The organism is Streptomyces sp. NPDC096193 (genome assembly GCF_040302905.1).
GTDB lineage: Bacteria > Actinomycetota > Actinomycetes > Streptomycetales > Streptomycetaceae > Streptomyces.
In genome coordinates this window covers 422,253-445,510 of record NZ_JBEOSJ010000001.1, presented here as the reverse complement: position 1 = coordinate 445,510, position 23,258 = coordinate 422,253, and the positions used below count along the sequence as shown (strand labels likewise).

23 protein-coding genes and 1 pseudogene are annotated in these 23,258 nt (G+C 71.6%); 9 read left to right on the top strand and 15 right to left on the bottom strand.

Features of this window, described 5'->3' with window-relative positions; translation table 11 throughout:
* Positions 1-2: 2 nt before the first annotated feature.
* Entirely contained in the window at positions 3-485 is a 483-nt protein-coding gene (locus ABTX78_RS02015) for an Lrp/AsnC family transcriptional regulator (protein ID WP_352204869.1), read from the bottom strand.
* Between the two features lie 227 nt (positions 486-712).
* Between ABTX78_RS02015 and ABTX78_RS02010 the strand changes: the two genes are divergently transcribed.
* The 3 genes from ABTX78_RS02010 to ABTX78_RS02000 all read left to right on the top strand — a co-directional run bounded on the left by ABTX78_RS02010 (position 713) and on the right by ABTX78_RS02000 (position 4,766).
* Entirely contained in the window at positions 713-2,239 is a 1,527-nt protein-coding gene (locus ABTX78_RS02010) for an FUSC family protein (RefSeq protein ID WP_352204868.1), read from the top strand.
* Positions 2,240-2,369: 130 nt separating this feature from the next.
* The gene (locus ABTX78_RS02005) at positions 2,370-3,608 is read left to right on the top strand and encodes a nitric oxide synthase oxygenase (protein WP_352204867.1); all 1,239 of its coding nucleotides are present in this window, start codon (positions 2,370-2,372) and stop codon (positions 3,606-3,608) included.
* 108 nt (positions 3,609-3,716) lie between these two features.
* Complete coding sequence (locus tag ABTX78_RS02000) at positions 3,717-4,766, top strand: lactonase family protein (RefSeq protein ID WP_352204866.1); 1,050 nt, start codon at positions 3,717-3,719, stop codon at positions 4,764-4,766.
* 81 nt (positions 4,767-4,847) lie between these two features.
* Here the strand turns inward: ABTX78_RS02000 and ABTX78_RS01995 are convergent, their stop codons facing one another.
* The 5 genes from ABTX78_RS01995 to ABTX78_RS01975 form a co-directional block, all read right to left on the bottom strand.
* Entirely contained in the window at positions 4,848-5,768 is a 921-nt protein-coding gene (locus tag ABTX78_RS01995; RefSeq protein ID WP_352204865.1) for a sirohydrochlorin chelatase, read from the bottom strand.
* A gap of 95 nt (positions 5,769-5,863) precedes the next feature.
* Positions 5,864-6,856, bottom strand: a complete 993-nt coding sequence (locus tag ABTX78_RS01990) for an N-acetylglucosamine kinase (RefSeq protein WP_352204864.1) — start codon at positions 6,854-6,856, stop codon at positions 5,864-5,866.
* Positions 6,853-7,530 carry a uracil-DNA glycosylase gene (locus ABTX78_RS01985; protein WP_352204863.1) on the bottom strand — a complete coding sequence of 226 codons (678 nt, stop codon included), beginning with the start codon at positions 7,528-7,530 and terminating at the stop codon, positions 6,853-6,855. Before ABTX78_RS01985 ends, ABTX78_RS01990 begins: the two co-directional genes overlap by 4 nt.
* 35 nt (positions 7,531-7,565) lie before the next feature.
* Entirely contained in the window at positions 7,566-8,651 is a 1,086-nt protein-coding gene (locus ABTX78_RS01980) for a WD40/YVTN/BNR-like repeat-containing protein (RefSeq protein WP_352204862.1), read from the bottom strand.
* 271 nt (positions 8,652-8,922) lie between these two features.
* Complete coding sequence (locus ABTX78_RS01975) at positions 8,923-10,002, bottom strand: NADH:flavin oxidoreductase/NADH oxidase (protein WP_352204861.1); 1,080 nt, start codon at positions 10,000-10,002, stop codon at positions 8,923-8,925.
* Positions 10,003-10,188: 186 nt separating this feature from the next.
* Here ABTX78_RS01975 and ABTX78_RS01970 point away from each other — a divergent pair, with 186 nt between their 5' ends.
* Positions 10,189-10,539 (top strand): ArsR/SmtB family transcription factor, encoded by a 351-nt coding sequence (locus tag ABTX78_RS01970; RefSeq protein WP_352204860.1) that lies wholly within the window; start codon positions 10,189-10,191, stop codon positions 10,537-10,539.
* Between the two features lie 2 nt (positions 10,540-10,541).
* Here the strand turns inward: ABTX78_RS01970 and ABTX78_RS01965 are convergent, their stop codons facing one another.
* Complete coding sequence (locus ABTX78_RS01965; RefSeq protein WP_352204859.1) at positions 10,542-11,909, bottom strand: FAD-dependent oxidoreductase; 1,368 nt, start codon at positions 11,907-11,909, stop codon at positions 10,542-10,544.
* Between the two features lie 246 nt (positions 11,910-12,155).
* Here ABTX78_RS01965 and ABTX78_RS01960 point away from each other — a divergent pair, with 246 nt between their 5' ends.
* Positions 12,156-12,686 carry a DUF6214 family protein gene (locus tag ABTX78_RS01960; protein WP_352204858.1) on the top strand — a complete coding sequence of 177 codons (531 nt, stop codon included), beginning with the start codon at positions 12,156-12,158 and terminating at the stop codon, positions 12,684-12,686.
* A 28-nt stretch (positions 12,687-12,714) separates the two neighbouring features.
* Here the strand turns inward: ABTX78_RS01960 and ABTX78_RS01955 are convergent, their stop codons facing one another.
* Positions 12,715-13,380: a DUF305 domain-containing protein gene (locus tag ABTX78_RS01955; RefSeq protein WP_352204857.1), complete on the bottom strand. Its 666-nt coding sequence runs from the start codon at positions 13,378-13,380 to the stop codon at positions 12,715-12,717.
* 176 nt (positions 13,381-13,556) lie between these two features.
* Here ABTX78_RS01955 and ABTX78_RS01950 point away from each other — a divergent pair, with 176 nt between their 5' ends.
* Positions 13,557-15,062 carry an LVIVD repeat-containing protein gene (locus ABTX78_RS01950; RefSeq protein ID WP_352204856.1) on the top strand — a complete coding sequence of 502 codons (1,506 nt, stop codon included), beginning with the start codon at positions 13,557-13,559 and terminating at the stop codon, positions 15,060-15,062.
* Here the strand turns inward: ABTX78_RS01950 and ABTX78_RS01945 are convergent.
* The 6 genes and pseudogenes from ABTX78_RS01945 to ABTX78_RS01920 all read right to left on the bottom strand — a co-directional run bounded on the left by ABTX78_RS01945 (position 15,044) and on the right by ABTX78_RS01920 (position 19,004).
* A complete protein-coding gene (locus tag ABTX78_RS01945; protein WP_352204855.1) occupies positions 15,044-15,700 on the bottom strand; it encodes a TetR/AcrR family transcriptional regulator in 657 nt (218 codons plus the stop codon). The two genes, ABTX78_RS01950 and ABTX78_RS01945, sit on opposite strands and share 19 nt — an antisense overlap.
* A gap of 220 nt (positions 15,701-15,920) precedes the next feature.
* Positions 15,921-16,104, bottom strand: a pseudogene (locus ABTX78_RS01940) (hydrolase); the annotation flags it as partial.
* Positions 16,105-16,156: 52 nt separating this feature from the next.
* Positions 16,157-16,843: a phosphatase PAP2 family protein gene (locus ABTX78_RS01935; protein ID WP_352204854.1), complete on the bottom strand. Its 687-nt coding sequence runs from the start codon at positions 16,841-16,843 to the stop codon at positions 16,157-16,159.
* A 28-nt stretch (positions 16,844-16,871) separates the two neighbouring features.
* A complete protein-coding gene (locus ABTX78_RS01930) occupies positions 16,872-17,813 on the bottom strand; it encodes a M56 family metallopeptidase (RefSeq protein WP_352204853.1) in 942 nt (313 codons plus the stop codon).
* Between the two features lie 105 nt (positions 17,814-17,918).
* Positions 17,919-18,467: a DUF5134 domain-containing protein gene (locus tag ABTX78_RS01925; RefSeq protein ID WP_352204852.1), complete on the bottom strand. Its 549-nt coding sequence runs from the start codon at positions 18,465-18,467 to the stop codon at positions 17,919-17,921.
* 150 nt (positions 18,468-18,617) lie between these two features.
* Positions 18,618-19,004, bottom strand: a complete 387-nt coding sequence (locus ABTX78_RS01920; RefSeq protein ID WP_352204851.1) for a VOC family protein — start codon at positions 19,002-19,004, stop codon at positions 18,618-18,620.
* 160 nt (positions 19,005-19,164) lie between these two features.
* Between ABTX78_RS01920 and ABTX78_RS01915 the strand changes: the two genes are divergently transcribed.
* On the top strand, positions 19,165-19,719 hold the full coding sequence (locus ABTX78_RS01915) for a GNAT family N-acetyltransferase (protein WP_352204850.1): 555 nt from the start codon (positions 19,165-19,167) through the stop codon (positions 19,717-19,719).
* Positions 19,720-19,768: 49 nt separating this feature from the next.
* On the opposite strand, the gene ABTX78_RS01910 is transcribed toward ABTX78_RS01915, so the two are convergent.
* Entirely contained in the window at positions 19,769-20,452 is a 684-nt protein-coding gene (locus ABTX78_RS01910) for a glycerophosphodiester phosphodiesterase (protein ID WP_352204849.1), read from the bottom strand.
* Positions 20,453-20,742: 290 nt separating this feature from the next.
* Here ABTX78_RS01910 and lipP1 point away from each other — a divergent pair, with 290 nt between their 5' ends.
* Both lipP1 and ABTX78_RS01900 read left to right on the top strand, forming a co-directional pair.
* Positions 20,743-21,738, top strand: coding sequence for a LipP1 family hormone-sensitive lipase (gene lipP1, locus ABTX78_RS01905; protein WP_352204848.1), 996 nt, complete (start codon positions 20,743-20,745; stop codon positions 21,736-21,738).
* 81 nt (positions 21,739-21,819) lie between these two features.
* Complete coding sequence (locus ABTX78_RS01900; RefSeq protein ID WP_352204847.1) at positions 21,820-23,241, top strand: DUF6421 family protein; 1,422 nt, start codon at positions 21,820-21,822, stop codon at positions 23,239-23,241.
* Positions 23,242-23,258: the final 17 nt, after the last annotated feature.

Below are 23,258 nucleotides of genomic sequence, written 5' to 3'. Positions count from 1 at the left end.
GTTCAGCGGCCGCTGCCGGCTGCCCGCCCGACCGACTCGACCAGCGGCAGCAGCCGGTGCGCCACGCGCTCGCGCAGTGCCATCTCGGTGCGGGTGCGCACCACGCCGGGCAGCTGGATCAGGCGCTGGATGACGTCCTCCAGATGGCCGTTGTCGCGGGCGGCGACCCGGGTCAGAAGATCTCCGCCGCCGGTGATCGAGAAGGCCTCGATGATCTCGGGGATGGCCGCAAGCGCGTCGCCGACCTCGTCCAGATGCCCCTGGGTGACCTCGATGTGGACGAAGGCCAGCACCGGATGACCGAGGGCGGCGGGGGAGAGGTACGGCCCCGTGCCGGTGATCACGCCGTCCCGTTCGAGCCGGTCGATCCGGGCCTGCAGGGTGCCTCGCGCGATGCCCAGCAGGCGGGCGTACTCCCGCGCGCTGGTGCGCGGCTGCTCGATCAGCAGTCGCAGGATGCGAGTGTCGAGCGCGTCCACGGCCATGGTCCGTTGGCCTCCTGCTGGTCCGGGTATTCCGCTGTCAACTGTACCAATGGCCCACCCTGGACGGATCGAGTTGAGCCACCGGCATCCGGAATGCTTTCCTCTGCTGAGAGAGGGCGCTGCGCAGCGCCGGACCGGCGACGCCGCCGCTCCGGACCCGCGGCGCCTTTGCCATGTCCGCAGGGTGTGCCGAACAGCGAGGGGGCGGGACGACAGCCGTGAGGAGCATGACCGGCGTGAAGAGGATGTTCAGCGCCCCCGATCCGGGGCGGTTGCGGCTGCGTGTCTCCCTGCGGGCCGTGCTGGGCATCGGCCTCGCGGTCGCCGCCGCCGAAGGCGCCGGGCTCTCCCTCGTCGCCTCGATCACCGGCGGTCTCGCCGCCCTCCTCGCGCTGTTCACCGTCGGCGACGCGACCGTGCGCCGCCAGGCGGTCACCACCGCTCTGCTGCCCGCCGCGGGCTTCCCGGTGCTCGCGCTCGCGACCACCCTGCACGGTGAGCCGCTGCTGCGGGCCGCCGCCTGGCTCGCCGTGGTCTTCTGCGGGGTCTACGCCCGGCGCTGGGGGCTTCGCGGACACGCGCTCGGCATCTTCGCGTTCATGATGTTCTTCGCCACCCAGTTCCTGCACGCGCTCCCGGCGCAGCTGCCGGAGCTGTACGCGGCGGTGGCTCTGGCCCTCGCCGCCTCCTCGACGGTCCGTTTCGGCCTGTGGTGCATCGAACGGCGCACCCCGCCGCCCGCCGCCCCCGCGCCACTGCCCGGCACCGGACTCGCCCGGCCCACCACCCGCCAGGCCTTCCAGGCGACGTTCGCCTGCGCCGTGGCCCTCGTCGTGGGAGAGGTCGTCTCGCCCGACCGTTTCTACTGGGCCGTGGGAACCGCCTGGTGGATCTTCGTGAACACCGCTTCGCGCGGCGAGACCCTCGTCCGCGGCTTCCGCCGCGTCGTCGGAACGGTCACCGGCATCGCCGCGGGGCTGCTGATCGCGGTCCCCGTCGCCGGTGCCCCGCTGCCGACCGCCGCGCTCGTCGCCGTCTGCGTGTTCGGGATCTTCTACACCGCCGCGCCCTCCTACAGCTGGATGATGTTCTTCGTCACCGTGATGGCGGGCCTGCTCTACGGGCTCCTCGGCGTCCTCCACCCGGGCCTGCTGCTGCTCCGCTTCCAGGAGACGGCGGTCGGTGCGCTCGGCGCGGCTCTCGGTGTCGCCCTGATCCTGCCCGTCACCACGCACGCCGCGACCGACGCCTGGATCCGCCGTGCGCTGACCTGCGTCCATGGCTGCACCACCGCGGCCGCCCGCCGGCTGGCCGGGGACAGCACGGCCGACCCCGCCCCTCTCGCGGCCGAGCTGGAGCTGCTGCTCGGCCGGGTTCGCCTCTCCCTGGCCCCGCTCGTCCACCCGCTCAGCCCGCTCCGGGCGCGCAAGGCACGCGCCCGGCAGGTCATCGTGCTGCTCGACGACTGCGCGCGCGAGGTGCGCGGACTCGCCGCCGTCGCCGCGGAATCGGCCGGCAGCACGGCTTCCCACGACGCCCGGCTGGCCACCGCCTGCCGGCGCGTCGAGACCGCCGTCCACGCGCTCGTGGCGCCCGCGGGGGGAAGCCGGACCGCCGATATCGCGGCGCTCGCGCCCCACGCTCACCCTGTGTCCGATGCGGCACTCACGCACCTCCATGCACTGGAGCAGGCGCTCGGAGAGCTCGCCGCGCCCCTGCACACATCCCCGCGCGCCCCGCTCGTGCCCGCCTGACCAGGGGCATGGACAGGGAGCACGTGATTGAGGCATTTTCTCCGCGCACACAGAGGGTGGATCAGCGTGTTCGCCGGGTAACCAGTGCGGCATCCACGCACGTCCTTCCAGGGCCCCGGGGGTACGCACCATGCGGAAGTCACTGCTCAGATCGCTGCGGAGGGCCGTCGTCCCGGAGGAGGCGCACGCACCGGCGCCGGCGACGGAGCGCCGCTGTCCCGTCACCGGCTCCGGCCTTCCGGGTGCCGCGCCCCACGTGGCGGGCGTACCGGTCGAGGAGGCCGAGGACTTCGTCCGGCTCCATCACCGCGAGGAGCGCCCGGGAGTGGACCCGTCCGCCCGGATCGCCGCCGTCCGCGCGGAGATCGACGCGACCGGCACCTACCGGCACACCGCCGACGAACTCGCCTACGGCGCACGGGTCGCCTGGCGCAACAGCAACCGCTGCATCGGCCGCCTCTACTGGCGCTCCCTGCGCGTCCGCGACCGCCGCCACGTCGAGGACGCCGAATCCGTCGCCCGCGACGCGGTCCTCCATCTGCGGGAGGCGACCAACGGCGGCCACATCCGGCCCCTGATCACCGTGTTCGCCCCGGACACCCCCGACCGGCCCGGCCCGCGGATCTGGAACGAACAACTCGTGCGGTACGCGGGCTACCGCACCGGCGGGGGAGCCGTCCTCGGCGATCCGCGCAACGCCGGTCTCACGGAACTCGCCCTGCGCCTCGGCTGGCCGGGCGGGCCTGGCACGCCCTTCGACGTCCTGCCGCTGGTCGTCGAGGACGCCGACCGCAAGCCGCGCCTGTTCGACCTGCCGTCGGACGCGGTGCTGGAGGTCGAATTGCGGCACCCCGAGGACGACTGGTACGCCGACCTCCGTCTGCGCTGGCACGCCGTCCCGGCGATCGCCAACATGTGCCTGGAGATCGGCGGGGTCTGCTACCCGGCGGCGCCGTTCAACGGCTGGTACATGGGCACCGAGATAGGCGCGCGCAATCTCGCCGACACCGACCGCTACGACCTGCTGCCGCGCGTCGCCCAGCTCCTGGGCCTCGACACCACCTCGGACCGCTCGCTCTGGAAGGACCGTGCGCTCGTGGAGCTGAACCGTGCCGTCCTGCACTCCTTCGACCGCGCCGGGGTCACGGTCACCGACCATCACACCGAGTCGCGCCGCTTCCTCACCCATGTCGACCGGGAGGAGAGCCGGGGGCGGGGGGTCGGCGCCGACTGGTCGTGGATCGTGCCGCCGATGTCGGGCGCGGCGACCCCCGTCTTCCACCGCACCTACGATTCGACCGAGTGGAGACCCGCCTACGTCCAGCACCCGGATGCCCGCGCTCGTGCGGCCGGGGTTTGGAACGGGTGACGACACTTGGTCTAGACCGCTGCTACCGTCGGCCGAGCCACCAACGATCAGCGGGGCGGGAGCGATCAGCGGGGCGCGAGATCCGTGGGAACAGTGGGAGGGAACGGCGTGGGCAACACGAACACCGGACGGGTATTCATCGGGTCCTTCACCTCCGCCGGCGGCCGGGGGATCATCGCCGCCGCCGTGGACGGGGCGACCGGGGCCCTGACCGAGACGGGAGCCAGCGATGCCCTGGCGGACCCCTCGTACCTCACGCTGGCGACGGCCCCCGGCGGGCCGGTCCTCTATGCCGTCTCCGAGACCTCTGAAGGGGCGGTGGCGGCCTTCGACGTGCGGGGCTCGGCCCCCAGGCCGATCGGCGGCCGGGTGCCCGTCTGCGGCGCCGGACCGACCCACCTCGCCTACAGCGACGGCCACCTGCTCACCGCCAATTACGGCTCCGGCAGCGTGAGCGTGCTCCCGGTCAAGCGCGGCGGTGAGCCGGACGCGGCCAGCGGTGTGCTGCAGCACGAGGGAACGGGACCTCACCCGGACCGGCAGCGCGGTCCGCACGCCCACCAGGTGCTGCCCGACCCCAGCGGACGCTGGGTCCTCGGCGTCGACCTCGGCACCGACGCCGTACGCGTCTTCGCGCTCGATCCGCAGGCCGGCGAACTGACTCAGCACGGCGAGACGGCGCTGCGCCCCGGCACCGGGCCCCGCCATCTGACCTTCCACCCCGCGGGCACGCACGCCTATGTGCTGAACGAGCTCGAACCGACGCTCACCGTCTGCCGCTGGGACGCGGACGCGGGCGTGCTCGAACCGGTCGGTGAGACGCCCGTGCTGCCCGACGGCGCGGACGGGCCCGTCTACCCCTCGGAGGTGGTGGTCTCGCACGACGGTCGCCATCTGTGGGCCGCGAACCGCGGACACGACAGCATCGCCGTCCTCGCGCTCGACGAGAGCCGTGAACGCCCGGAGCTGATCACGACCGTCTCGTGCGGCGGCCACTGGCCGCGCGACCTGGTCCTGGACCCGACCGGCCGCAGGCTCTACGCGGCCAACGAGCGCTCCGGCAACGTCACCTGGTTCGACATCGACCCCGACACCGGAGTGCCGCACCGGGCGGGCTCCCTGGACGCCCCCGCGGCCTCCTGCGTGGTCTTCGCCTGACGCGTCCTCGGGGCTCCCCGGCCCGCGGTGCGGGCCCGCACCGAGCAAACGGTGCGGGCCCGACGCGTCGTGCGGCGTCCGTCAGTGAGCGGGCGAGCCCTGCGGCTGCGGGCTGATGCCCAGAGCGGCCGCGTACTGGGACAGGACCAGCTTGCCGATCGCCGGGTAGGCGCCCAGCGGCTCGGACGAGGCGCAGCCGGCCTCCTTCACGGCGGCGTCGAGCAGACCCTCGGGCAGCTCGGGGCCGATGAGGTACGGCGCCAGGGCGAGCTGAGTCGAACCGGAGCCGCGCAGCTGGTCGCCGATCGCGGCGACGGCGCCCTCCTGGTCGAGGGCCGCGGCCATCACCGGCACCGCGAGTCGCGCGGCGAGCAGCATGCCGGTGATGCCGGCGGCCTGGACGGCCTCGTCACCGCCGACCGTGGCCAGGATGATGCCGTCGGCGGCCGTGGCGACGGTGAACAGCCGGGCGCGGTCGGCGCGGGCCAGCCCCGCCTCGGAGAGCCGCACGTGCATCGCCTCGGCGAGCAGCGGGTGCGGACCGAGCACGTCCGTCAGCTCGGCGGCGGCGCGGCTGTCCATGACGGCCTGGCGGATGCGGCGCATCAGGACGTTGTCCGGTCCGGCGAGCAGCGGCACCACGACGGCGGCGGGACCCTCGGGCTCCGCCACTTCACGGCCGGCCGCTCGCGCGATCTCGTACCGCTCGGTCCGGCGCGCGGCGGTGTGGGCGAGCACGGTCTCGAGCGTGGGGTACTCGGAGTCGTCGCCGTCCAGGTAGCCGATGCCGGCCTCGAGGCCGGGAAGCTCGGACCGGGCGATGCTTATGACCTCTTCGGCCAGGCTCCGGGTGGAGGGCCCGGGAGCGCCGGGCACGGCGAGCACGAGCGCGGGCGCGCCCTCGGGAGCGGCCACGGGTTCCGGGCGGCGGTGCCGTCCGGACTGACGCGGTCGCGGGCTTCGTACAGGCAGGCCGGATGCCGGCCCAGTGGGGGAGCTCATGGCGCCGCATGCTACTGGTTTTGTGGGTGCGGCTGTTCGGGGAGGGGGCGGTCCCGCGCCGTCTGTCCGTATTTATCCGATGAGTTCGCGGTGTCTCATCTGCCCTGCTCTGCCGGGACGTACAGCAATGTCGGATGACGGGGCAGCCGCAGCGCGTCCTGTGCCAGCGCGGTGGCGATGAGGAGCGCGCCGTCGAGCGGATCCCTGGCCGCGGCAACCTGCCGGGCGCAGGGCAGTTGGGCGGCGAGTTCGGCCCTCAGTGGTACGAGCAGGGGGTCACCCATCTTCAACAGGCCGCCCGTCAGCGCCACTTGAGGCGCCTCGGCCCCTACGACGGCCGGCGGGCACACGGCCGACGCCGACTCGGCGATGTGCCCGGCGGCCCTGGCGAGGATGCCCGCCGCCACCTCGTCGCCCGCCGTGGCGCAGCGCGCCACCTCCGGCGCGAAGGAGGCCAGCACGGCAGGCCGGTCGATACGCGGGTACAGCTGGGCCGGCAGTTCCTGCGCCGGGCCGAACACCGACTCCATCGCGGCGAGCAGTGCGGCGGAACCACCGCGCCTCCCGTCGTGCGCCCGCAGCGCCGCGTCCAGCCCGGCCCGGCCGATCCAGGCTCCGCCGCCGCTGTCACCGAGCAGATGGCCCCAGCCGTCGGCACGCTGCCAGGCGGTGAGATCCGTGCCCAGCGCGATCAGGCCCGTCCCCGCGGCAACCACCGCGCCGGGACGCTGCCCCAGCGCCCCCGCAAAGGCCGTGACGGCGTCCGCGGCGAGCGCGAGGCGGGTGACGCCCAGCGACTCGGCCAGCGCGGCGGGGAGCTCCGCGCGCAACTGCCCGCCGAGCGTCCCCATTCCGGCGGCACCGATCGCGACCGCCGACACCTCGCCACCGCCGGCCCGGTCCAGCAGGGCACGCGCCATCGGCAGCAGCTGCTCCAGCAGATGCCCGGCGTCGATGCCCGAGGCACCGGTACGCACCGGTTCCCGCGACGCGAGCGTCTCGGCACGCCGGGGCGCCGAGGCGTCGGCGAGCGTCACGCGCAGCCCGGAACCGCCGGAGTCCACCCCGAGGACCCGGCTCGCGGTCACGGAAGCTGCCAGTCGACGGGCTCCGCGCCCTGGCGTTGCAGAAGGTCGTTGACCCGGCTGAAGGGGCGCGAGCCGAAGAAGCCCCGGTCCGCCGACATGGGCGAGGGGTGCGAGGACTCGATCGCCGGAAGATCACCGAGCAGGGGGCGCAGATTGCGGGCGTCGCGCCCCCAGAGCACGGAGACCAGTGGCTTGCCGCGCGCCACGAGCGCCCGGATCGCCTGTTCGGTCACCTCTTCCCAGCCCTTGCCGCGGTGAGCCGCCGGCTTGCGGGGTGCGGTGGTCAGCGCCCGGTTCAGCAGCAGCACACCCTGGTGGGTCCAGGGCGTCAGATCGCCGTTGGAGGGCCGGGGATGCCCGAGGTCCGCGTGCATCTCCCGGAAGATGTTGTCCAGGCTGCCCGGCACCGGCCGCACCTCGGGCGCGACGGAGAAGCTCAGCCCCACCGCGTGCCCGGGTGTCGGGTACGGGTCCTGACCGACGATCAGCACCCGGACGTCCTCGAACGGCTGCTGGAAAGCGCGCAGCACATTCGGTCCGGCCGGCAGATAGGTACGTCCGGCGGCGATCTCCGCGCGCAGGAAGTCGCCCATCGCGGCGATGCGTTCGGCCACCGGTTCGAGGGCGTCGGCCCATCCCGGCTCCACAATGTCCTTCAACGGTCGTGCTGCCACGGAGCGTCACTCTACTGGTGCAGTGACCTTCTCCCTCAACCCATGGCCGCGGCCCGTACGCAGAGCACGTCCGGCAGATGCGAGGCCAGCTGCTGCCAGCTGTCGCCGTCGTCCGCGCTGGCGTACACCTCGCCGTTGCGGTTGCCGAAGTAGATCCCGGCGGGATCGGCGTCGTCGGTGCACAGGGCGTCCCTGAGCACCGTGCCGTAGTGATCACCCTCGGGCAGTCCGGCCGACAGCTCCTCCCAGCTGCCGCCCGCGTCGGTGGTGCGGTACACACGGCACCGGCGGCCGGCGGGCACCCGGTCGGCGTCCGCGGTGATCGGGAAGACATAGGCGGTGTCGCGGCGGTGCGGGTGCGCGGCCACGGCGAAGCCGAAGTCCGAGGGCAGGCCCGCTCCGATGTCCGTCCACTTGGCGCCGGCGTCGTCGCTGCGGAAGACGCCCCAGTGGTTCTGCAGATAGAGCCGGTCCAGATCCCCGGCGTCCTGGGCGATCTTGTGGACGCACTGTCCGAAGTCGGGGTCGGGGTCGGGCAGGAAGACCGCGGACACGCCCTTGTTGGACGGCGCCCAGCTCTCGCCGCCGTCCCGGGAGCGGAAGACGCCCGCCGTCGAGACGGCGACCAGCACCGACTGCGGGTCGCGCCGGTCCGTCACCACGGTGTGCACGGCCTCACCGCCGCCGCCGGGAACCCACTGCGAACGGGTCGGGTGCTCCCACAGCGGTCGTACGAGGTCGAACGTCTCGCCGCCGTCCTCCGAGCGGAACAGCGCGGCCGGCTCGGTGCCCGCGTAGACCACGTCCGGGGTGTCGGGCCCCGCGGGATGCAGCTGCCAGACGCGCTCCAGGGAGGCCCCGGTGTCCTTGGGGAACTTCACCGCCGGCTCGGCGGGCTCCACCCAGGTCTTCCCGAGGTCGTCGGAGTGGAACACCGACGGGCCCCAGTGCGCGCTGTCGCCGCCGACGAGCAGCCGGGGCACCGCCCTGCGGGTGTCGATGCCGATCGAGTACACGGCCTGCGCGTTGAAGTGCGGGCCCTCGAAGTCCCATGATCCGCCGCTTCTGCGGCCGATGAAGAGTCCTTTGCGGGTGCCTACGGTGAGCAGTACGTCGGTCATGTTCGTGTGCCTCCAGGACGCCGTTGTCGCGGATAAGGGCCAGTTTGCACCCGGCCACCGACAGTGGCCCGTACGTCGCGGTCGGCCCGGGCGGACGTCATGGAGGGCAGACCGCTCCCGAAGGCGAAACTCATCGGCGCGCGGCGACGGCACGGGAGGCGGGCGACGAACATGACGGCTGGGGACAGGACGGCTGGGAACCCGACAGCTGGCGACACGGCGAAGGAGCGGCCCCCTGGTCAGGGCGCCGCTCCTTCGTCGTGCAGCCGGTTCAGACGGAGCGGAGATACTGCTCCGGGACGCGGATCTCTCCGCCGAGCTCGCGCGCGGCATGCCGGGCCCAGGACGGGTTGCGCAGCAGTTCACGGCCGAGCAGGACGGCGTCCGCCTCGCCGTTCGCGATGATCTTCTCCGCCTGCTCGGCGTCGGTGATCATGCCCACGGCGGCGACGGGGAGCCCGGTCTCGGCCCGCACCCGCGCCGCGAACGGCACCTGGTAGCCGGGGCCCGTCGGAATGCTCACATGCGGGGCGTTGCCGCCGGAGGAGACGTCCAGCAGATCGATGCCGTGTTCCTGGAGCAGCGCCGCGAAGCGCACGGTGTCGTCCGCGGTCCAGCCACCTTCGTCCAGCCAGTCGGTGGCGGAGATGCGGAAGAAGAGCGGCAACTCGTCGGGCCACACGGCGCGTACGGCGTCGACGACCGCGAGCGGGAAGCGGGCGCGGTTCTCGAAGGAGCCGCCGTACTCGTCCGTGCGGTGGTTGGTGTGCGGCGAGAGGAACTCGCCGATCAGATAACCGTGAGCGCCGTGGATCTCGGCGATCTCGAAGCCGGCGTCCAGCGCCCGGCGGGCCGCGGCCGCGAACTGCCCGACGATCTCCTCGATCTCCGCCGTCGTCAGCTCGTCGGGGACCGGGTGTCCCTCGTCGAAGGGGAGGGGGCTCGGCGCGAGGGGTTGCCAGCCGTGGTCGTCGGCACCCACCGGCCCGCCGCCCTTCCAGGGGCGGTCCGTCGACGCCTTGCGCCCGGCGTGCGCCAGCTGGACGCCGACGGTGGTGCCCTGGCTCTTCACGAAGCGGGTGATCCGGCGGAAGGCCTCGACCTGGGTGTCGTTCCAGATCCCGGTGTCCGCGGGGCTGATCCGGCCTTCGGGCGCGACCGCCGTGGCCTCGACGAGGATCAGTCCGGTGCCACCGGCGGCGCGGGCCGCGTAGTGCGCGAAGTGCCAGTCGGTGGGCACGCCGGCGTCCGGCCCGCTCGCCTCTGCCGAGTACTGGCACATCGGCGCCATCCAGGCGCGGTTGGGGATGGTCAGCGATCGCAGGGTGCAGGGCTGGAACAGCGCGCTCACGACGGACTCCATTCGGACGGGGCCGGTGTACGGCGGGTGGCAGAGTGAGGACGGGGTACGGACGCGAGCGAGGTGCGGCTCGGGCAGTCCCGGTCCTCCGACTCGTACGATACGCATCGTAGTACGGCGAGTGTCAAACTACGAGGGTTCTCGTACCATAGGAGCCCCGGACGAAGTGGAGCAGCCGTGACCACCGCGACAAGCCCCCGCGCGCTCGCTCACCCCACGCGTGACGAGATCCGGCTGGAAGGCGTGCTCCACGCGTTCTCCGACCCCATGCGGCTGCTCGTCCTCAGGGAGCTCGCCGCCACCGGAGAGGCGCTCTCCTGCTCCCATTTCGACCTGCCCGTCACCAAGTCGACGACCACCCACCACTTCCGTGTGCTGCGGGAGAGCGGTGTGATCCGGCAGATGTACCGGGGCACGGCGAAGCTCAACGGACTGCGTCGTGACGACCTCGACGCCCTGTTCCCGGGGCTGCTCGACAGCGTCCTCGCCGCGGCGGCCCGGCAGGCGGACCGCCTCGGCGAGGCATAGCCTCAGCGCGCCGTGTCTCCGGTCGCGGCGCCCAGGAGGCCGTCCCAGTCGGGGATCTTGACGGACCGTCGCCCGAGCGTCCGGCCGAGCGCGGCCTCGGCCGCCTCGATGGCCTGCCAGCCCGTCCACTCGACGGGGTGGTGTCCAGCCGCCCGCAGTTCCGCCACCGGATCATCCGCCACGGAGCGCAGTGCCAGCGCGGCACCGTCCTCCAGCAGCGAGGCCACCGTCTCCTTCGCGCACGGCCGGTTGGTGCCGATCACCCCGGTCGGGCCGCGCTTGATCCAGCCCGCCACGTACTCCCCGGGCGACGGAACCCCGTCCCGCAGGACCCGCCCGGCCGTGTGCGGCACGGTCCCGAGCGCGCCGTCGAAGGGCAGGCCGGGCAGCGGCACGCCCCGGTAGCCGACCGCCCGCAGCACCAGCTGTGCCTCGATCTCCTCGTACGTCCCGGTGCCTCGCACCGAACCGCCGGCGTCCGGCACGGTCCGCTCGAACCGTACGGCGGCGACCCGGCCGCCCTCCTCGACGAACTCCACCGGGCGCAGGAAGAACCGCGGATGGATCCGGCGGTCCAGGCCGCGCGGCGGCTGGGCCGCCCAGCCGCGTACGACGTCGACATTCCGCCGGCCGACCGCGGGCAGGGCGGCCGCGAGGACGCCCGAGGTGTCCGCGTACACCGGGTCCAGTGCGAGGTCGGCCGGTTCGACGACGACCTCCGCCGAGGGCAGCGAGCCGAGTTCGCGCAGTTCCTTGGTGGTGAACTTGGCCTGGGAGGGGCCGCGCCTGCCGACCATGTGCACATCGCGCACCCGGCTCAGCGCCAGGGCGCCGAGCGCGCCCTCCGGCACGTCGGTGGGCCGCAGTTCGTCGGCTCCGCGCGCCAGGATGCGGGCCACGTCGACGGCCACGTTGCCCACGCCGATCACGACGGCCGAGCGGGCGCCGAGCGCGAAGTCGTCGCCCACGGCGTCGGGGTGCGCGCTGTACCAGGAGACGAAGTCGGTGGCCGAGTAACTGCCGGGCAGATCCTCGCCGGGGATGTCGAGTCTGCGGTCCCGGGCGGCTCCCACGCAGTACACGACCGCGTGGTAGAGCTCCAGCAGCCGTCCGGGAGTCAGCCCGTGCGCTCCCACCTCGATGTTCCCGACGAAGTCGATCCGCTCCTGTTCCAGCACACCGCGGAGGTTGTTCTGCAAGGACTTGATCTTCTCGTGATCGGGCGCGACCCCGTAACGCACGAGTCCGTAGGGGCAGGGAAGCCGGTCCAGAACATGCACCCGCACATCCGGAACCTGGCTCTGCTGGACGAGATCCTGAGCGGCGTAGACCCCGCTGGGTCCCGATCCCACAACGGCGACGCGAAGCACAGCTGCGCTCCTTCCGCAGGGAAACTCCAGCATCGCACCGGGGTACGGCGCTGGGGAGGTGCGACTCGGCAGCCTTTCGGTGGACGGGACCCCCAACGGGGTGCTCTACGCCGGTCCGGCGTGCGTGCCGTCGCAGATCGACCGGATTTGACTGGTTACGTGTTAATTGTGCAAGAAACTACGTTTCTTAACGCTAATGATCAGTATGACCTGCATCAGGTCCTGCCATTTCCCCCGGTCTGGGAGGTGCAGGGCCACGGCACCGTCACCACCGTCGAATCCCTCCCCGCCTGCGAGCTCGCGCAGCCCTGGTTCAACGTCCGGCTGACCTTCGCCGACGGGGCGCGCATCGAAGTGCTGGCCGTCGTCGACCAGGGGCGGATCGCGATCGAGGACATGCGCGCCGACCCGCCGCTGCCGCTGCGGACCTTCACCGTGCTCGCCGACCGGATCGAGGACCCTCTCGAGGACGCCTGCCGTACGGCCGCGGGCCAGGTGCCGTGCGCGGTGACCCCGCCTGACGCACCCGACGCCCCCGATGACAGGGACCGGGGGAGTGCGCCGCCGCCGTCCCGTCGCCGGGCGCGTACCACTCTGCCGCGCGGCGCGGCAGGCCGTCAGCTGGCCGCTGATGTCTACCGCAGGGCCCGGCAGGACGGCCGCGACCCCGTGCTCGCGGTGATGGGCGCGACCGGCCACAGTCGTCGCAAGGCCCTCCGGCTGATCGCCGGTGCTCGCGACGAAGGGCATCTGCCACCGCGCCACAACCGCCGCTAGCCCCGCGCGGCGCGGGCGCCGGCCGACGTCACATCTTCCGCATCCGGCCGATCTCGCTCGTCTGCTGCGCGATCACGTCCGTCGCCATCTCCTCGATCAGCACGTTGTTGCCCTCCGTCAGGGCCTCCGTGGCCATCGTGATGGCACCCTGATGGTGCGTCATCATCAGCTTCAGGAAGAGTTCGTCGAACGCCTTGCCCTTCGCGGCGCGCAACTGGGTCAGCTGCGCGGCCGTCGCCATGCCCGGCATCGGGGCGGCGCCGTGGTCGTGTCCACTGTCGCCCTTCTTTCCGCCGTTGACTTTCAGCCAGCCCTGCATCGCGGCGATCTCAGGCTTCTGGGACGCCGAAATACGCTCTGCCAGCCGCTTGACCTGCGTCGACTCCGCGCGGGTCGGCACCAGGGCCGTCATCGTCACCGCCTGGCTGTGGTGCGTGATCATCATGTGGGCGTAGGAGAAGTCGGCCGAGTTCGGCGAGTCGTCCGGGGCGGCCTTCCTGGCCTCCTCGGGGGAGAGCGTCTTCGCCGGCTCGCCCGGCTTCCCCGGCGCGACCACCGAGGGGCCGCTGTCCTCCTTGGCTTTGGCCGGAGTGTCGCCGTCCGACTCGCAGGCAGCCAGGGCGAGTACGGCGGCGGCCACGGCCGCCGCGATCAGCGGTCTGCGGGAACGTGAGGCCGGGCGGCGGTTCAACACGGAGACCTCCTGAGGCACTTGGGGTGTTCTATGACCGTCCTAGCACGCTTCGGAACCCTGTTGATCAGAAACTTTCATTACGTCTCTGTTGCCATCTGTTGAGATGTCCATGCAAGGGAAGATACTGCGGTGGTCCGTGAACCGTTCAACCAGGAACGGATACAAGGGAGGACGCAGTGACCCTGTTGCACACCACCCGAGCGCGGCGCAGACGTCTGGGCGTGGCGGCAGCCGCGGCCGGGCTCCTCGCCACGCTGCTGACGGCCGGACCCGCGGCCGCCACACCCGACCCCGGGGACAAGTCCGCCCACAAGGAGAGCTCCTCGGGCCAGGCGGCGCAGGACCGCTCCGCCATCGCGAGTGGTGAGATACCCGGCGTGGACGAGATCGTCCACAGCGACAACATCGAGCACCTCACCAACGTCCCCAAGGGCGCGCTCAAGGGCACCAATTCGGACATCGCCTTCCAGGGCAAGTACGCCTACGCGGGCAACTACGACGGCTTCCGGATCTTCGACATCAGCAACCCGAAGGCGCCGAAGACGGTCTCCGAGGTGCTGTGTCCCGGCGGCCAGAACGACATCTCGGTCTCCGGCGACCTGCTGTTCCTCTCCACCGACTCCTCGCGCAGCGACAACTCGTGCACCAGCACGACGCAGCCCGCGACCGAGAAGTCGTCGTGGGAGGGCATGAAGATCTTCGACATCAGCGACAAGCGCAACCCGAAGTACATCGCCGCTGTCGAGACCGCGTGCGGCTCGCACACGCACACGCTGGTGCCCGAGCGCCGTGATGTCTACATCTACGTCTCGTCGTACTCGCCGAGCGCGGCCTTCCCGGACTGTCAGCCGCCGCACGACGGCATCTCCGTCATCAAGGTGCCGCGCAAGGCGCCGCAGCAGGCCCGGATCGTGAACTTCCCGGTGCTCTTCCCGGGTGAGGGTCCGGACGGCGGAGGCAACCCCGGTTCGCCCACCAACCCGGGCGTCTCCAAGACCACCGGCTGCCACGACATCACCGTGCTCCCCTCGAAGGACCTGGCCGCCGGCGCCTGCATGGGTGACGGCATCCTGTTCTCGATCAAGGATCCGGAGCGCCCGAAGGTCATCGACCGCGTCCAGGACAACGTGAACTTCGCGTTCTGGCACTCGGCGACCTTCAACCAGGACGCCGACAAGGTCGTCTTCACCGACGAGCTCGGCGGCGGCGGAGCTGCCACCTGCAACGAGGAGATCGGCCCGAACCGCGGTGCCGACGGCATCTACGACCTCGTCGGCCGGGGCGACAACCGCAAGCTCGTCTTCCGCAGCTACTTCAAGATCGACCGGCACCAGGCCGACGCCGAGGTCTGCGTGGCGCACAACGGCTCGATCATCCCGGTGAAGGGCCGCGACATCATGGTCCAGGCCTGGTACCAGGGCGGCATCTCGGTCTGGGACTTCACCAACTCCAGCAGTCCCAAGGAGATCGCCTACTTCGAGCGTGGTCCCGTCACCCTCGACCAGGTCACCACGGCCGGCTCCTGGTCGGCGTACTACTACAACGGTTACATCTACTCGAACGACATCGCGAAGGGTCTCGACGTCCTGAAGCTCAACGACAGGCGTACGGACCCGGCGAAGCGGGTGCGGCTGCACGAGCTCAATGTGCAGACCCAGCCCGACTACTTCGACCGCGACTGACCCAGGACCTTCCTGGTGCCGTCACTCGTCCCGCCGGGCGGATCTGCGCCCGGCGGGACGCCGAGCTCCCAGTCCAGCCCGTAGCGCTGGAAGAGTTCCGCCCGCAGCCGCGCGAGCGGCATCGGCGCTCCGGGCAGCAGAATCGCGAAGACCGCGCCCATCAGCAGGGCCCGCAGCAGCGGATAGTCCACCTCGGCCTGCTGGGAGCCGTACCGCTCCACCGTGGCCTGCAACTGCGTCGCCACCTGCTGCTGTTCCGGGCACTGCACAAAACCCTCGGCCTGTAGCACACCGGACATATGGGTCCGCATCAGCACCGGATGGTCGACGGCGAGCCCGAGCACGGCGTCGATCGCCCGCGCCAGCAGTTCGCGTCCGTCCTCGGTTCGCGGCTCCCGCTCCAGCGCCTCGCGGAGTGTGAGATGCATCAAACGGTGCACGGCCGACTGCAGAAGCTGGCGCTTTCCCGGAAAGTAGTACGAGATCAGACCCCGAGCGGAACCCGCCCGGTCGGCTATGTCGGCCAGGGTCGTGGCCTCGTAGCCACGCTCGCCGACCAGCTCCACGGTCGCCTGGAGGAGCCGCTCCCGGGAACGCCGACGAAGCTCTTCATTGACCGATGCGCTCCGCGGGGACATGCTGGACTCCTGCGTTGACTGGCTCTCAGCCAATATACTCAGCGTGCTCCGCTGTGCGGGCTTCAGGGCCTGGTCAGCGGGGTGCTGCCCGAACCGGGCGACGCGGGGGATCGTCCGGTTCGGGTGGCTTCGTCATGCCTTCGGTGTCTCTCTGCCGGGCGTCGTCCGGACGAATCGGACCCCCTCCGTCCGCACAGTCCGCACGGTCCGCACGGGCTGGTCCCTCCACGAGATGCAGAACTTTACGCAGCGCGTCGGGCCGTTCCTCCGCCCGCAGAGGATCCACGCACGGGACGGCACATCCGAGATCCGCGGCGCCCCCGTCCGCATGCCGGTCGTCCCCGACCGCGAGCACGTCGCCCGGATGGCAGGCCCAGCGCCTCGCGGGGCGCCCGGAACAGCCGTCCGAACGCGAACAGCACACCCGTGACCGGCATGACGACGATCCTCTCCGGCTCAGTGCTGCCGGGACAAGACCGTCCGTTCGTACGCCGTGACCGAAAGCGCCACGCAGCCCGCCCCGAGCAGCCAGCCGCCCAGGACGTCGGTGGGCCAGTGCACACCGAGATAGAGCCGGGTCAGTCCCACGCCGACCACGGAGACGACGGCCACGACCACGGCCCACAGCCACCACTGCCCCTCCACCCCTTTGCGCCGCAGCAGCCAGAGCACCGTCACACAGGTGACCATGGCCGTCATCGCGTGGCCCGACGGGAAGGCCGAGAAGTGGGCCGAGTCGACCGGATCGGGCCACATCGGGCGCTCGCGGCCCACCGCGGCCTTCAGACCCTGCTGGAGGAACGTGCCGAGCGCGCTCGTCGCCGCCACCCACACGGCGAGCAGGCGTTCGCTCCGCCGCCACAGCCACACCACGGCCACGGCGATCAGCGCGCGCATCGCCCAGGGGTCCCACACCCAGTCGGTCAGGACGCGATTCACCCGGACGAGCCCGGGATCGTCGACGGCCCACACATGCAGTCCGTCGGCGACGGAGCGGTCGAAGGAGATGAGCGGTGACCAGGCGATCGTGACCAGGACCAGCAGGACGGCGAAGAGCAGGACCAGCACCGTCCCGGTGCGCACCGGTCCGGCCGGCGGCCCGGCCTCCGGGGGAGTGGTCGGAGCGGGGTGTGTCGAGTGCATGGAAGGGATCTTCCCCGGGAGAGGTGTTCTACGGCTGGCCCAGCGCGCGAAGTGCGGGGACGAAGGCCACCAGCAGAGGTACCACCGGCACCAGCGCGGCCGCGGCGGTCAGCCGCAGACGTCGGCCCGCGGTGAGCCGCGGAACAGGCGCCAGCAGCCGGTTGACGCGCTGCGGCAGCTGGGCGTCCGGAGTGGGGCAGGGACCGAACACCCCGCGGTCCTCATTCAGTTCCACCAGCGCCAGGGCGATCGTGAGCCGCCCGAAACGGCGCGAGGCGACATCGTCGGCGGCCAGCTCCACCAGGCGGTGCATCTGGTCGCGGAACGCGGCGAACACGGGGATCTGCGGGAAGCCGTTGGCGAGCGCCGATGAGCAGTGCAGCAGCCAGTCGTGACGTGCCTGGGCGTGACCCTGCTCATGGGCCAGGACCGCGTCGAGCTGACGGCCCTTCAGTCGTCGCAAGGCCGCGGTGGTGATGACCAGTTGAGGCGCCGCGCCGGGCAGCCACCACGCGTCGGGGCGCGCCCCCTCCAGGACGACCAGCGGCTCACTGCCCGGCTGCTCGCCCGGCATCACGGGGGAGCGCACCAGCAGCTCGGTACGCCGCTGCTTGCGGCGCAGCCGGGCCCGGCGGATCTCCCGGGAGAGCATGGCGGCGGTCCACAGGCCGCCGCAGGCCAGCACGACCGCGAGGACGGCCGACCAGGGCCGGTGCGCCCCGAGGGCGTAGGCGTCCACGACCCCGTGCGGCGCCGGTGCGAAGACATGGCCGCGAACGAGCTGCCAGGCCGCCGCCGCGCTGAAGGTCATCGACAGCGCGAACGACAGCAGCACCGCCGCCACCACGCACTGCCACACCCACAGAGCCACCACCGGCTCGCGCTCCGGCCAGTCGGCACGCGACAGCAGTCGCGGAGCCGCCACGGCGGCCAGTGCGCCGAGCATCAGCAGCACGAGGGAGACCAACATGCCGTCAGCCTATGAGCGCGGGGCTACTTGCGGGTATGAACCTGCGCCCCAAGTGATGCACGACACGGTCCCGTGACCGGCCTCTGGGCGGGCCTCGCGAGGGCGTCAGAGGGTGAGCAGCATGGCGAGCATCGCGAGGCCCATCACCAGTCTGCAGGCCGGAGCGAGCTCCGGCCGGGTGCCGGAGGAGAGCGGTCCGGAAACCCCCGCGGCAGCCGGGACGGGCACCAGCCGCACCCCCGAGCGCAGGACGTACGCCGCGTAGTACACGAGCAGCGCGCCGGTCAGCAGGGGTACGCCGGCCGGGGCGTGACCGGCGTGCGCGCCGCCGCCAGGGGTCATCGCCAGCGCCATGTAGACCATCGCGAGCGAGCCGACCGCGTGATGGAGATGATGCAGACCGCGGCGGGCCGGCCACAGGGCGGCGAGCGCCGCGGCCGCGAAGACGGCCGCGCACACCGTCCAGGCCCACTCCGGCAGCACGACGACGGCCGCCGGCAGCGTCATCGCCGCCATGCCGAAACCCATCAGCGCCTCGCCGCCGGCCGCCCTGCGCGCCTCGCCGGACGAGCCACGCATCCGCACCAGGCAGTACAGGCCGGTGGCCCCGCACAGCGCCGTCAGCAGCCAGCCGGACATCGCGGGTCCGTGCACGGCGAACCTCCCCCATCGACGGATGTCGAGAGGTCGATGCCCGGCCACCACCGGGGGTACGCGAGCGCACGGGGGTGCACAGGGAGCACTGAGCGGCGTCCGGGCCCGCGCCCTCGGCCCGCGCGCCCCGCCCGCTCCCCGGCGTCCGGCTCAGGGACGGTGGCGCAGCGGATGATCGGCGGGCACCTCGACGACGGCGATCCGATGGCCGTCCGGGTCCGCGATCCACATCTCGATCAGCCCCCACCGCTCCCGCACGGGCGGTCGCAGCACCTCGACGCCCTGCTCCGCCAGCTCCGCGTGGACGGCCGCGACGTCCTCGACCTGGATCCACAGCTGGGGCCCGTTCGCGGCGGGAGGCTCCGAGCGGCCCGAGATCTCGAGGAAGCCGCCGCCGAGGAAGTAGACCGTGCCCCGATCGGGGCCGGTCCCGAACTCCCGGTAGACGGCCAGCCCGAGCTTTTGCCCGTAGAACTGCCGGGAGCGCTCGGGGTCGGTGGGACGCAGCAGGATCCGGCTGCTCAGCACATGCACCATGAGCGAACTCTAGGTCGTGTCCGCATCGTCCTGTCCGGTTCGCGACGCCCTGCGGGTGGACGACGAGACCTTGCGGACCCTCCCCGGTCCGGTACCGCGGGTACTCTCGTGGCACCCGCACGCTGTTGGGACGCAAGCTGCTGAGAACGGAGAGCGATCCATGGACACCGCACCGCCCCGGGACGCCGGCGAGCTGACGTACCGCGACGCCGTCGCCGCCGACACACCGGCGCTGGTCGGGCTGATCGAGTCCGCCTACCGGGGTGACACGAGCCGGACCGGCTGGACGACCGAGGCGGACATCCTCGACGGCCGGCGCACCGACCCCGAGGGCGTGCGCGAGGTCATCGAATCGCCGGGCAGCCGCATGCTCGTCGTGGAGCGCGACGGTGAGCTGATCGCCTGCTGCCAGCTCGAACACCGCGGCGAGGCCGCCTACTTCGGCATGTTCGCCGTCCGCCCGAACCTCCAGGGCGGGGGACTGGGACGTCTGATCATCGCCCAGGCGGAGCGCAGCGCACGGGAGGCGTGGGGCGTGCGTGAGATGCACATGACGGTGATCTCGGTGCGGGACGAGCTGATCGCCTGGTACGAGCGACGCGGCTACCGCCGTACGGGAGAGCTGACGCCTTTCCCGTACGGCGACGAGCGCTTCGGCGTTCCGCAGCGCGAGGACCTGGCCTTCGAGCTGCTGGTGAAGGATCTGACGGCGTGATCCCCCACCGGCTCCGCACCGCGGCCGGGTCCTGACCGACCGAGACGCTCTACGCGGTGAACCGCCCGGTGCGCCGGATCTCCGGAAAGTCGGTGGTCGCGCCGTCGAGTTCGAGGGCGCGTACCAGCCGCAGCTGGTCCTGGGTGTTGACCACCCAGCCGATCACCTGAAGCGCTTCGGCGTGCGCGTGCTCGACCGTCTCCAGGGTCAGCCGCCGGATGTTCAGGGCGAGGGCTCCGGCGCCCACGGCCTTGGCGCGGTCGACGACGTCGGCACCCCAGCGGCTCGCGATCAGCACCGTGCGGACGCCCGGAACCAGCGAGGCGATCTCGGCCACCGCGTCGTCGTGGAAGGACGACACGGTGACCCGGTGGACGAGGTCACGCTTCCTCATCACCTCGGCGAGGGCCCGCGCGGCGGCCACGTCCTTGATCTCGGCCTGGAGCGGTGCGTGCACCGCGTCGAGGACCTCTTCGAAGACCGGCACCCGCTCGCCCTGGCCCGCGTCGAGCTCGCGCAGCTCCGCCAGGGTCTTGTCGGCGATGGGTCCCTTGCCGTCCGTCGTACGGTCCACGTCGGCGTCGTGCATGACGACGAGCGCGCCGTCCTTGCTCAGATGCAGATCCAGTTCGATGGCGTCCATCCCGGCCCGCTCGGCCCGGACGAAGGAACGCAGGGTGTTCTCCGGCTCGACGCCCATGACCCCGCGATGACCGATGGTGAGGAAAGTCAAGATTCTCTCGCTTCCGTCGACGGCGGCTCCCGCGCGGCGCGGCCTGACGACGCGGCGCGGCAAGGACGCAGCCTAATGGCCGGAACCCCGGATGAAACCGCTCTCGCACGCGGTAACAGGGGTGATTGGCACCGACTTCCAGCCAGTCGGCCGCTCGTCGTGTCCCCCGCTCGTGGGCGCGTCCTGTACGGCTTGACGTCATGTCAGCCCTGCGCAAATGCCTGCGGACCGTCGCGCCGGGAAGGAACGCTGGGGCCGACACACTGTTCTCACGGACGAGGGAGACCCGGATGACCGTCGGGAGAGACCGGCTGAGGCCCGAGGTGAGGGAGTTCGTCGACATACTGGCCGCCGTCTTCCCCGACGTCGGGGTGTCGGTGACCGATGCCGTCGAGGCGCGGCGGATCATGGACGCCTCCCTGTCGCCCTTCGGCAGGCCGAAGGTGGGCGGCGTGGCCGACCGTATGATCCCCGGTCCCCCCGGCGCCCCCGACCTGCCCGTGCGCGTCTACCGCCCCCTTCCCGAGGCCGGACCAGGGCCCTGGCCGACGGTGGTCTTCTTCCACGGCGGCGGCTGGGTGCTCGGCGGGCTCAACAGCCACGACCGTCTGTGCCGCCAGCTCTGCCGGGACGCGGGGGCCGTCGTCGTCGCCGTTGACTACCGCCTCGCTCCCGAGGTGCGCTTCCCGGTCCCCATCGAGGACGCGTACGCCGCCGTGTGCTGGGCCGGGGACCACATCGGCGAGCTCGGAGGCGATCCGCGCGCCCTGGTCGTCGCGGGGGACAGCGCCGGAGGCAACCTCGCCACCTCCGCCATGCTCGTCGGACGCGAGCGGGGCGGCCCGGACGTCGCCCTGCAGGTGCTGATCTATCCCGCGACGGACGCGGCGCTGGACACCGAGTCGCACCGCACCAACGCGGAGGGTTACTACCTCACCGCCGACCACGTCCGCTGGTTCCGCGACCTGTACCTCGGGCCGGACGGTGACATCCATCACCCGCTGGCCTCGCCGCTGCGGGCGGAACTCGCCGGACTGCCCGCGGCGCACATCGTCACGGCCGGCTGCGATCCCGTCTGCGACGAGGGGCGGGCGTACGCGAAGAGGCTCGCCGAGGCGGGGGTACCGGTCACGGAGGCCCACTACCCGGGGATGTTCCACGGCTTCCTCGCGCTGAGCAATGTGGTCGACGAGGCCAAGGATGCGATGGCCGGTGTGGCGGAAGTCATTGCCGCGACCATGATCAACCGTAAACCTTCCGGTGATCATGAAGGTGAGGAAGAATAATTTCGCTTCTCGCTACTTGTACCGGAGAACCGGGCATAGATACGGTGGCTTGACGCGAGGTTCTCCTGTGGAGGAAGTGACATGACGGAAATTCTTGTGCAGGACGCCGCACCTGCGCCCATATCCCCCGCCGACCGGGTCGTCGAGCACCCGGCCTGGACGAGGCTCAAGAATGCCGTCGAGGAGATCCGTCCCTGGCAGTCCAAGGACGGCTCCATCGACTTCGACGCCGAGGGCGCCCCCGCGCGTGTCGACGCCGAAGCAGTACTGGACCGTGTCATCGACGCGATCGGTGAGCTGTCCCCGCTCCTGCCGCACGACGCCGAGTACCACCGCGCGCTCGTCGCCGACCTGCGCAAGTGGGCCGACGAAGCCTTCGGCATACCCGACTTCCTGGACGCGCTGCTGGCCTTCCAGCCCGCCCGGGGCCGCGCCGACGGACTCCAGCACCTGGTCGTCTTCCCGATGTACACGCAGAACGGCAACCCGGACCGCAACCTCGAAGCCGTCGTGCTGCGCATGGTGTGGCCCGAGTGGCTCGCCGAGCTCGAGCGCACCCGCTACGACAACCCCCTCTTCTGCGGCATCACCTTCGAGGACTTCACCGCGGGCTACGACACCAACTCCGCGGTGCTCTTCCCGGAGACGATCGCCGTGCGCGAGGCCCCCGAGCGCTTCACCTGGGGCGGCATCTTCTGCGACCGCGAGGCCGCGCGCTTCCGCGCCGTGACGAGTGAGGCCGTGCGGGTCCTCGGTCTCGAACTCCCGGAGGACATCCAGGAGATGATCGGCGACCAGGAGCGCTGCCAGCAGGCCTTCGTGCTCTGGGACATGGTGCACGACCGCACCCACAGCCACGGCGACCTGCCCTTCGACCCCTTCATGATCAAGCAGCGCCAGCCGTTCTGGATGTACGGACTCGAGGAGCTGCGCTGCGACCTCACCGCCTTCAAGGAGGCCGTGAAGCTCGAGGCCGAGGGCAACTCCCACGGCCGCGACGTCCAGTACGCCGTGCTCTTCGACCGCATGTTCCGCTTCCCGGTCACCGGCGAGCGCGTGCGCAACTACGACGGCCTCGGCGGCCAGCTCCTCTTCTCCTACCTGCACAAGCACGACGTGCTGCGGTGGACGGACAACACCCTGAAGATCGACTGGGAGCGGGCGCCGCAGGTCACGAACCAGCTGTGCGCCGAGATCGAGAAGCTCTACCGCGACGGTATCGACCGCCCCAAGCTGGTCCACTGGTTCGCCGCGTACGACCTGGTCTCCAGCTACCTGGCCCCGCACCCGGGATCGCGCTGGGCCAAGGGCCCGGACGCCCTCGATCTGTCACAGCCTCCCCGGAAGCTCGTCGACGACGTGCTTCCCGACGAGTTTCCGCTCAGCATGTTCTTCGAGGCGCTCTCCAAGAAGCTGAAGACGGTGATCGCCTCCACGAAGGGCATCACCGCGGCGGGTACGGCAGCGGCCGACGGCACGCCGTCCTGCGGCGCAGCCGCATGAGCACACGCACAAAGGAG

Bases quoted from the DNA above. Each gene is read 5' to 3' on its own strand.
- ABTX78_RS02015 (WP_352204869.1), bottom strand. From the start codon at position 485: ATGGCCGTGGACGCGCTCGACACTCGCATCCTGCGACTGCTGATCGAG.
- ABTX78_RS02010 (WP_352204868.1), top strand. From the start codon at position 713: ATGACCGGCGTGAAGAGGATGTTCAGCGCCCCCGATCCGGGGCGGTTG.
- ABTX78_RS02005 (WP_352204867.1), top strand. From the start codon at position 2,370: ATGCGGAAGTCACTGCTCAGATCGCTGCGGAGGGCCGTCGTCCCGGAG.
- ABTX78_RS01995 (WP_352204865.1), bottom strand. From the start codon at position 5,768: ATGAGCTCCCCCACTGGGCCGGCATCCGGCCTGCCTGTACGAAGCCCG.
- ABTX78_RS01980 (WP_352204862.1), bottom strand. From the start codon at position 8,651: ATGACCGACGTACTGCTCACCGTAGGCACCCGCAAAGGACTCTTCATC.
- ABTX78_RS01945 (WP_352204855.1), bottom strand. From the start codon at position 15,700: ATGTCCCCGCGGAGCGCATCGGTCAATGAAGAGCTTCGTCGGCGTTCC.
- ABTX78_RS01935 (WP_352204854.1), bottom strand. From the start codon at position 16,843: ATGCACTCGACACACCCCGCTCCGACCACTCCCCCGGAGGCCGGGCCG.
- ABTX78_RS01930 (WP_352204853.1), bottom strand. From the start codon at position 17,813: ATGTTGGTCTCCCTCGTGCTGCTGATGCTCGGCGCACTGGCCGCCGTG.
- ABTX78_RS01920 (WP_352204851.1), bottom strand. From the start codon at position 19,004: ATGGTGCATGTGCTGAGCAGCCGGATCCTGCTGCGTCCCACCGACCCC.
- ABTX78_RS01915 (WP_352204850.1), top strand. From the start codon at position 19,165: ATGGACACCGCACCGCCCCGGGACGCCGGCGAGCTGACGTACCGCGAC.
- lipP1 (WP_352204848.1), top strand. From the start codon at position 20,743: ATGACCGTCGGGAGAGACCGGCTGAGGCCCGAGGTGAGGGAGTTCGTC.
- ABTX78_RS01900 (WP_352204847.1), top strand. From the start codon at position 21,820: ATGACGGAAATTCTTGTGCAGGACGCCGCACCTGCGCCCATATCCCCC.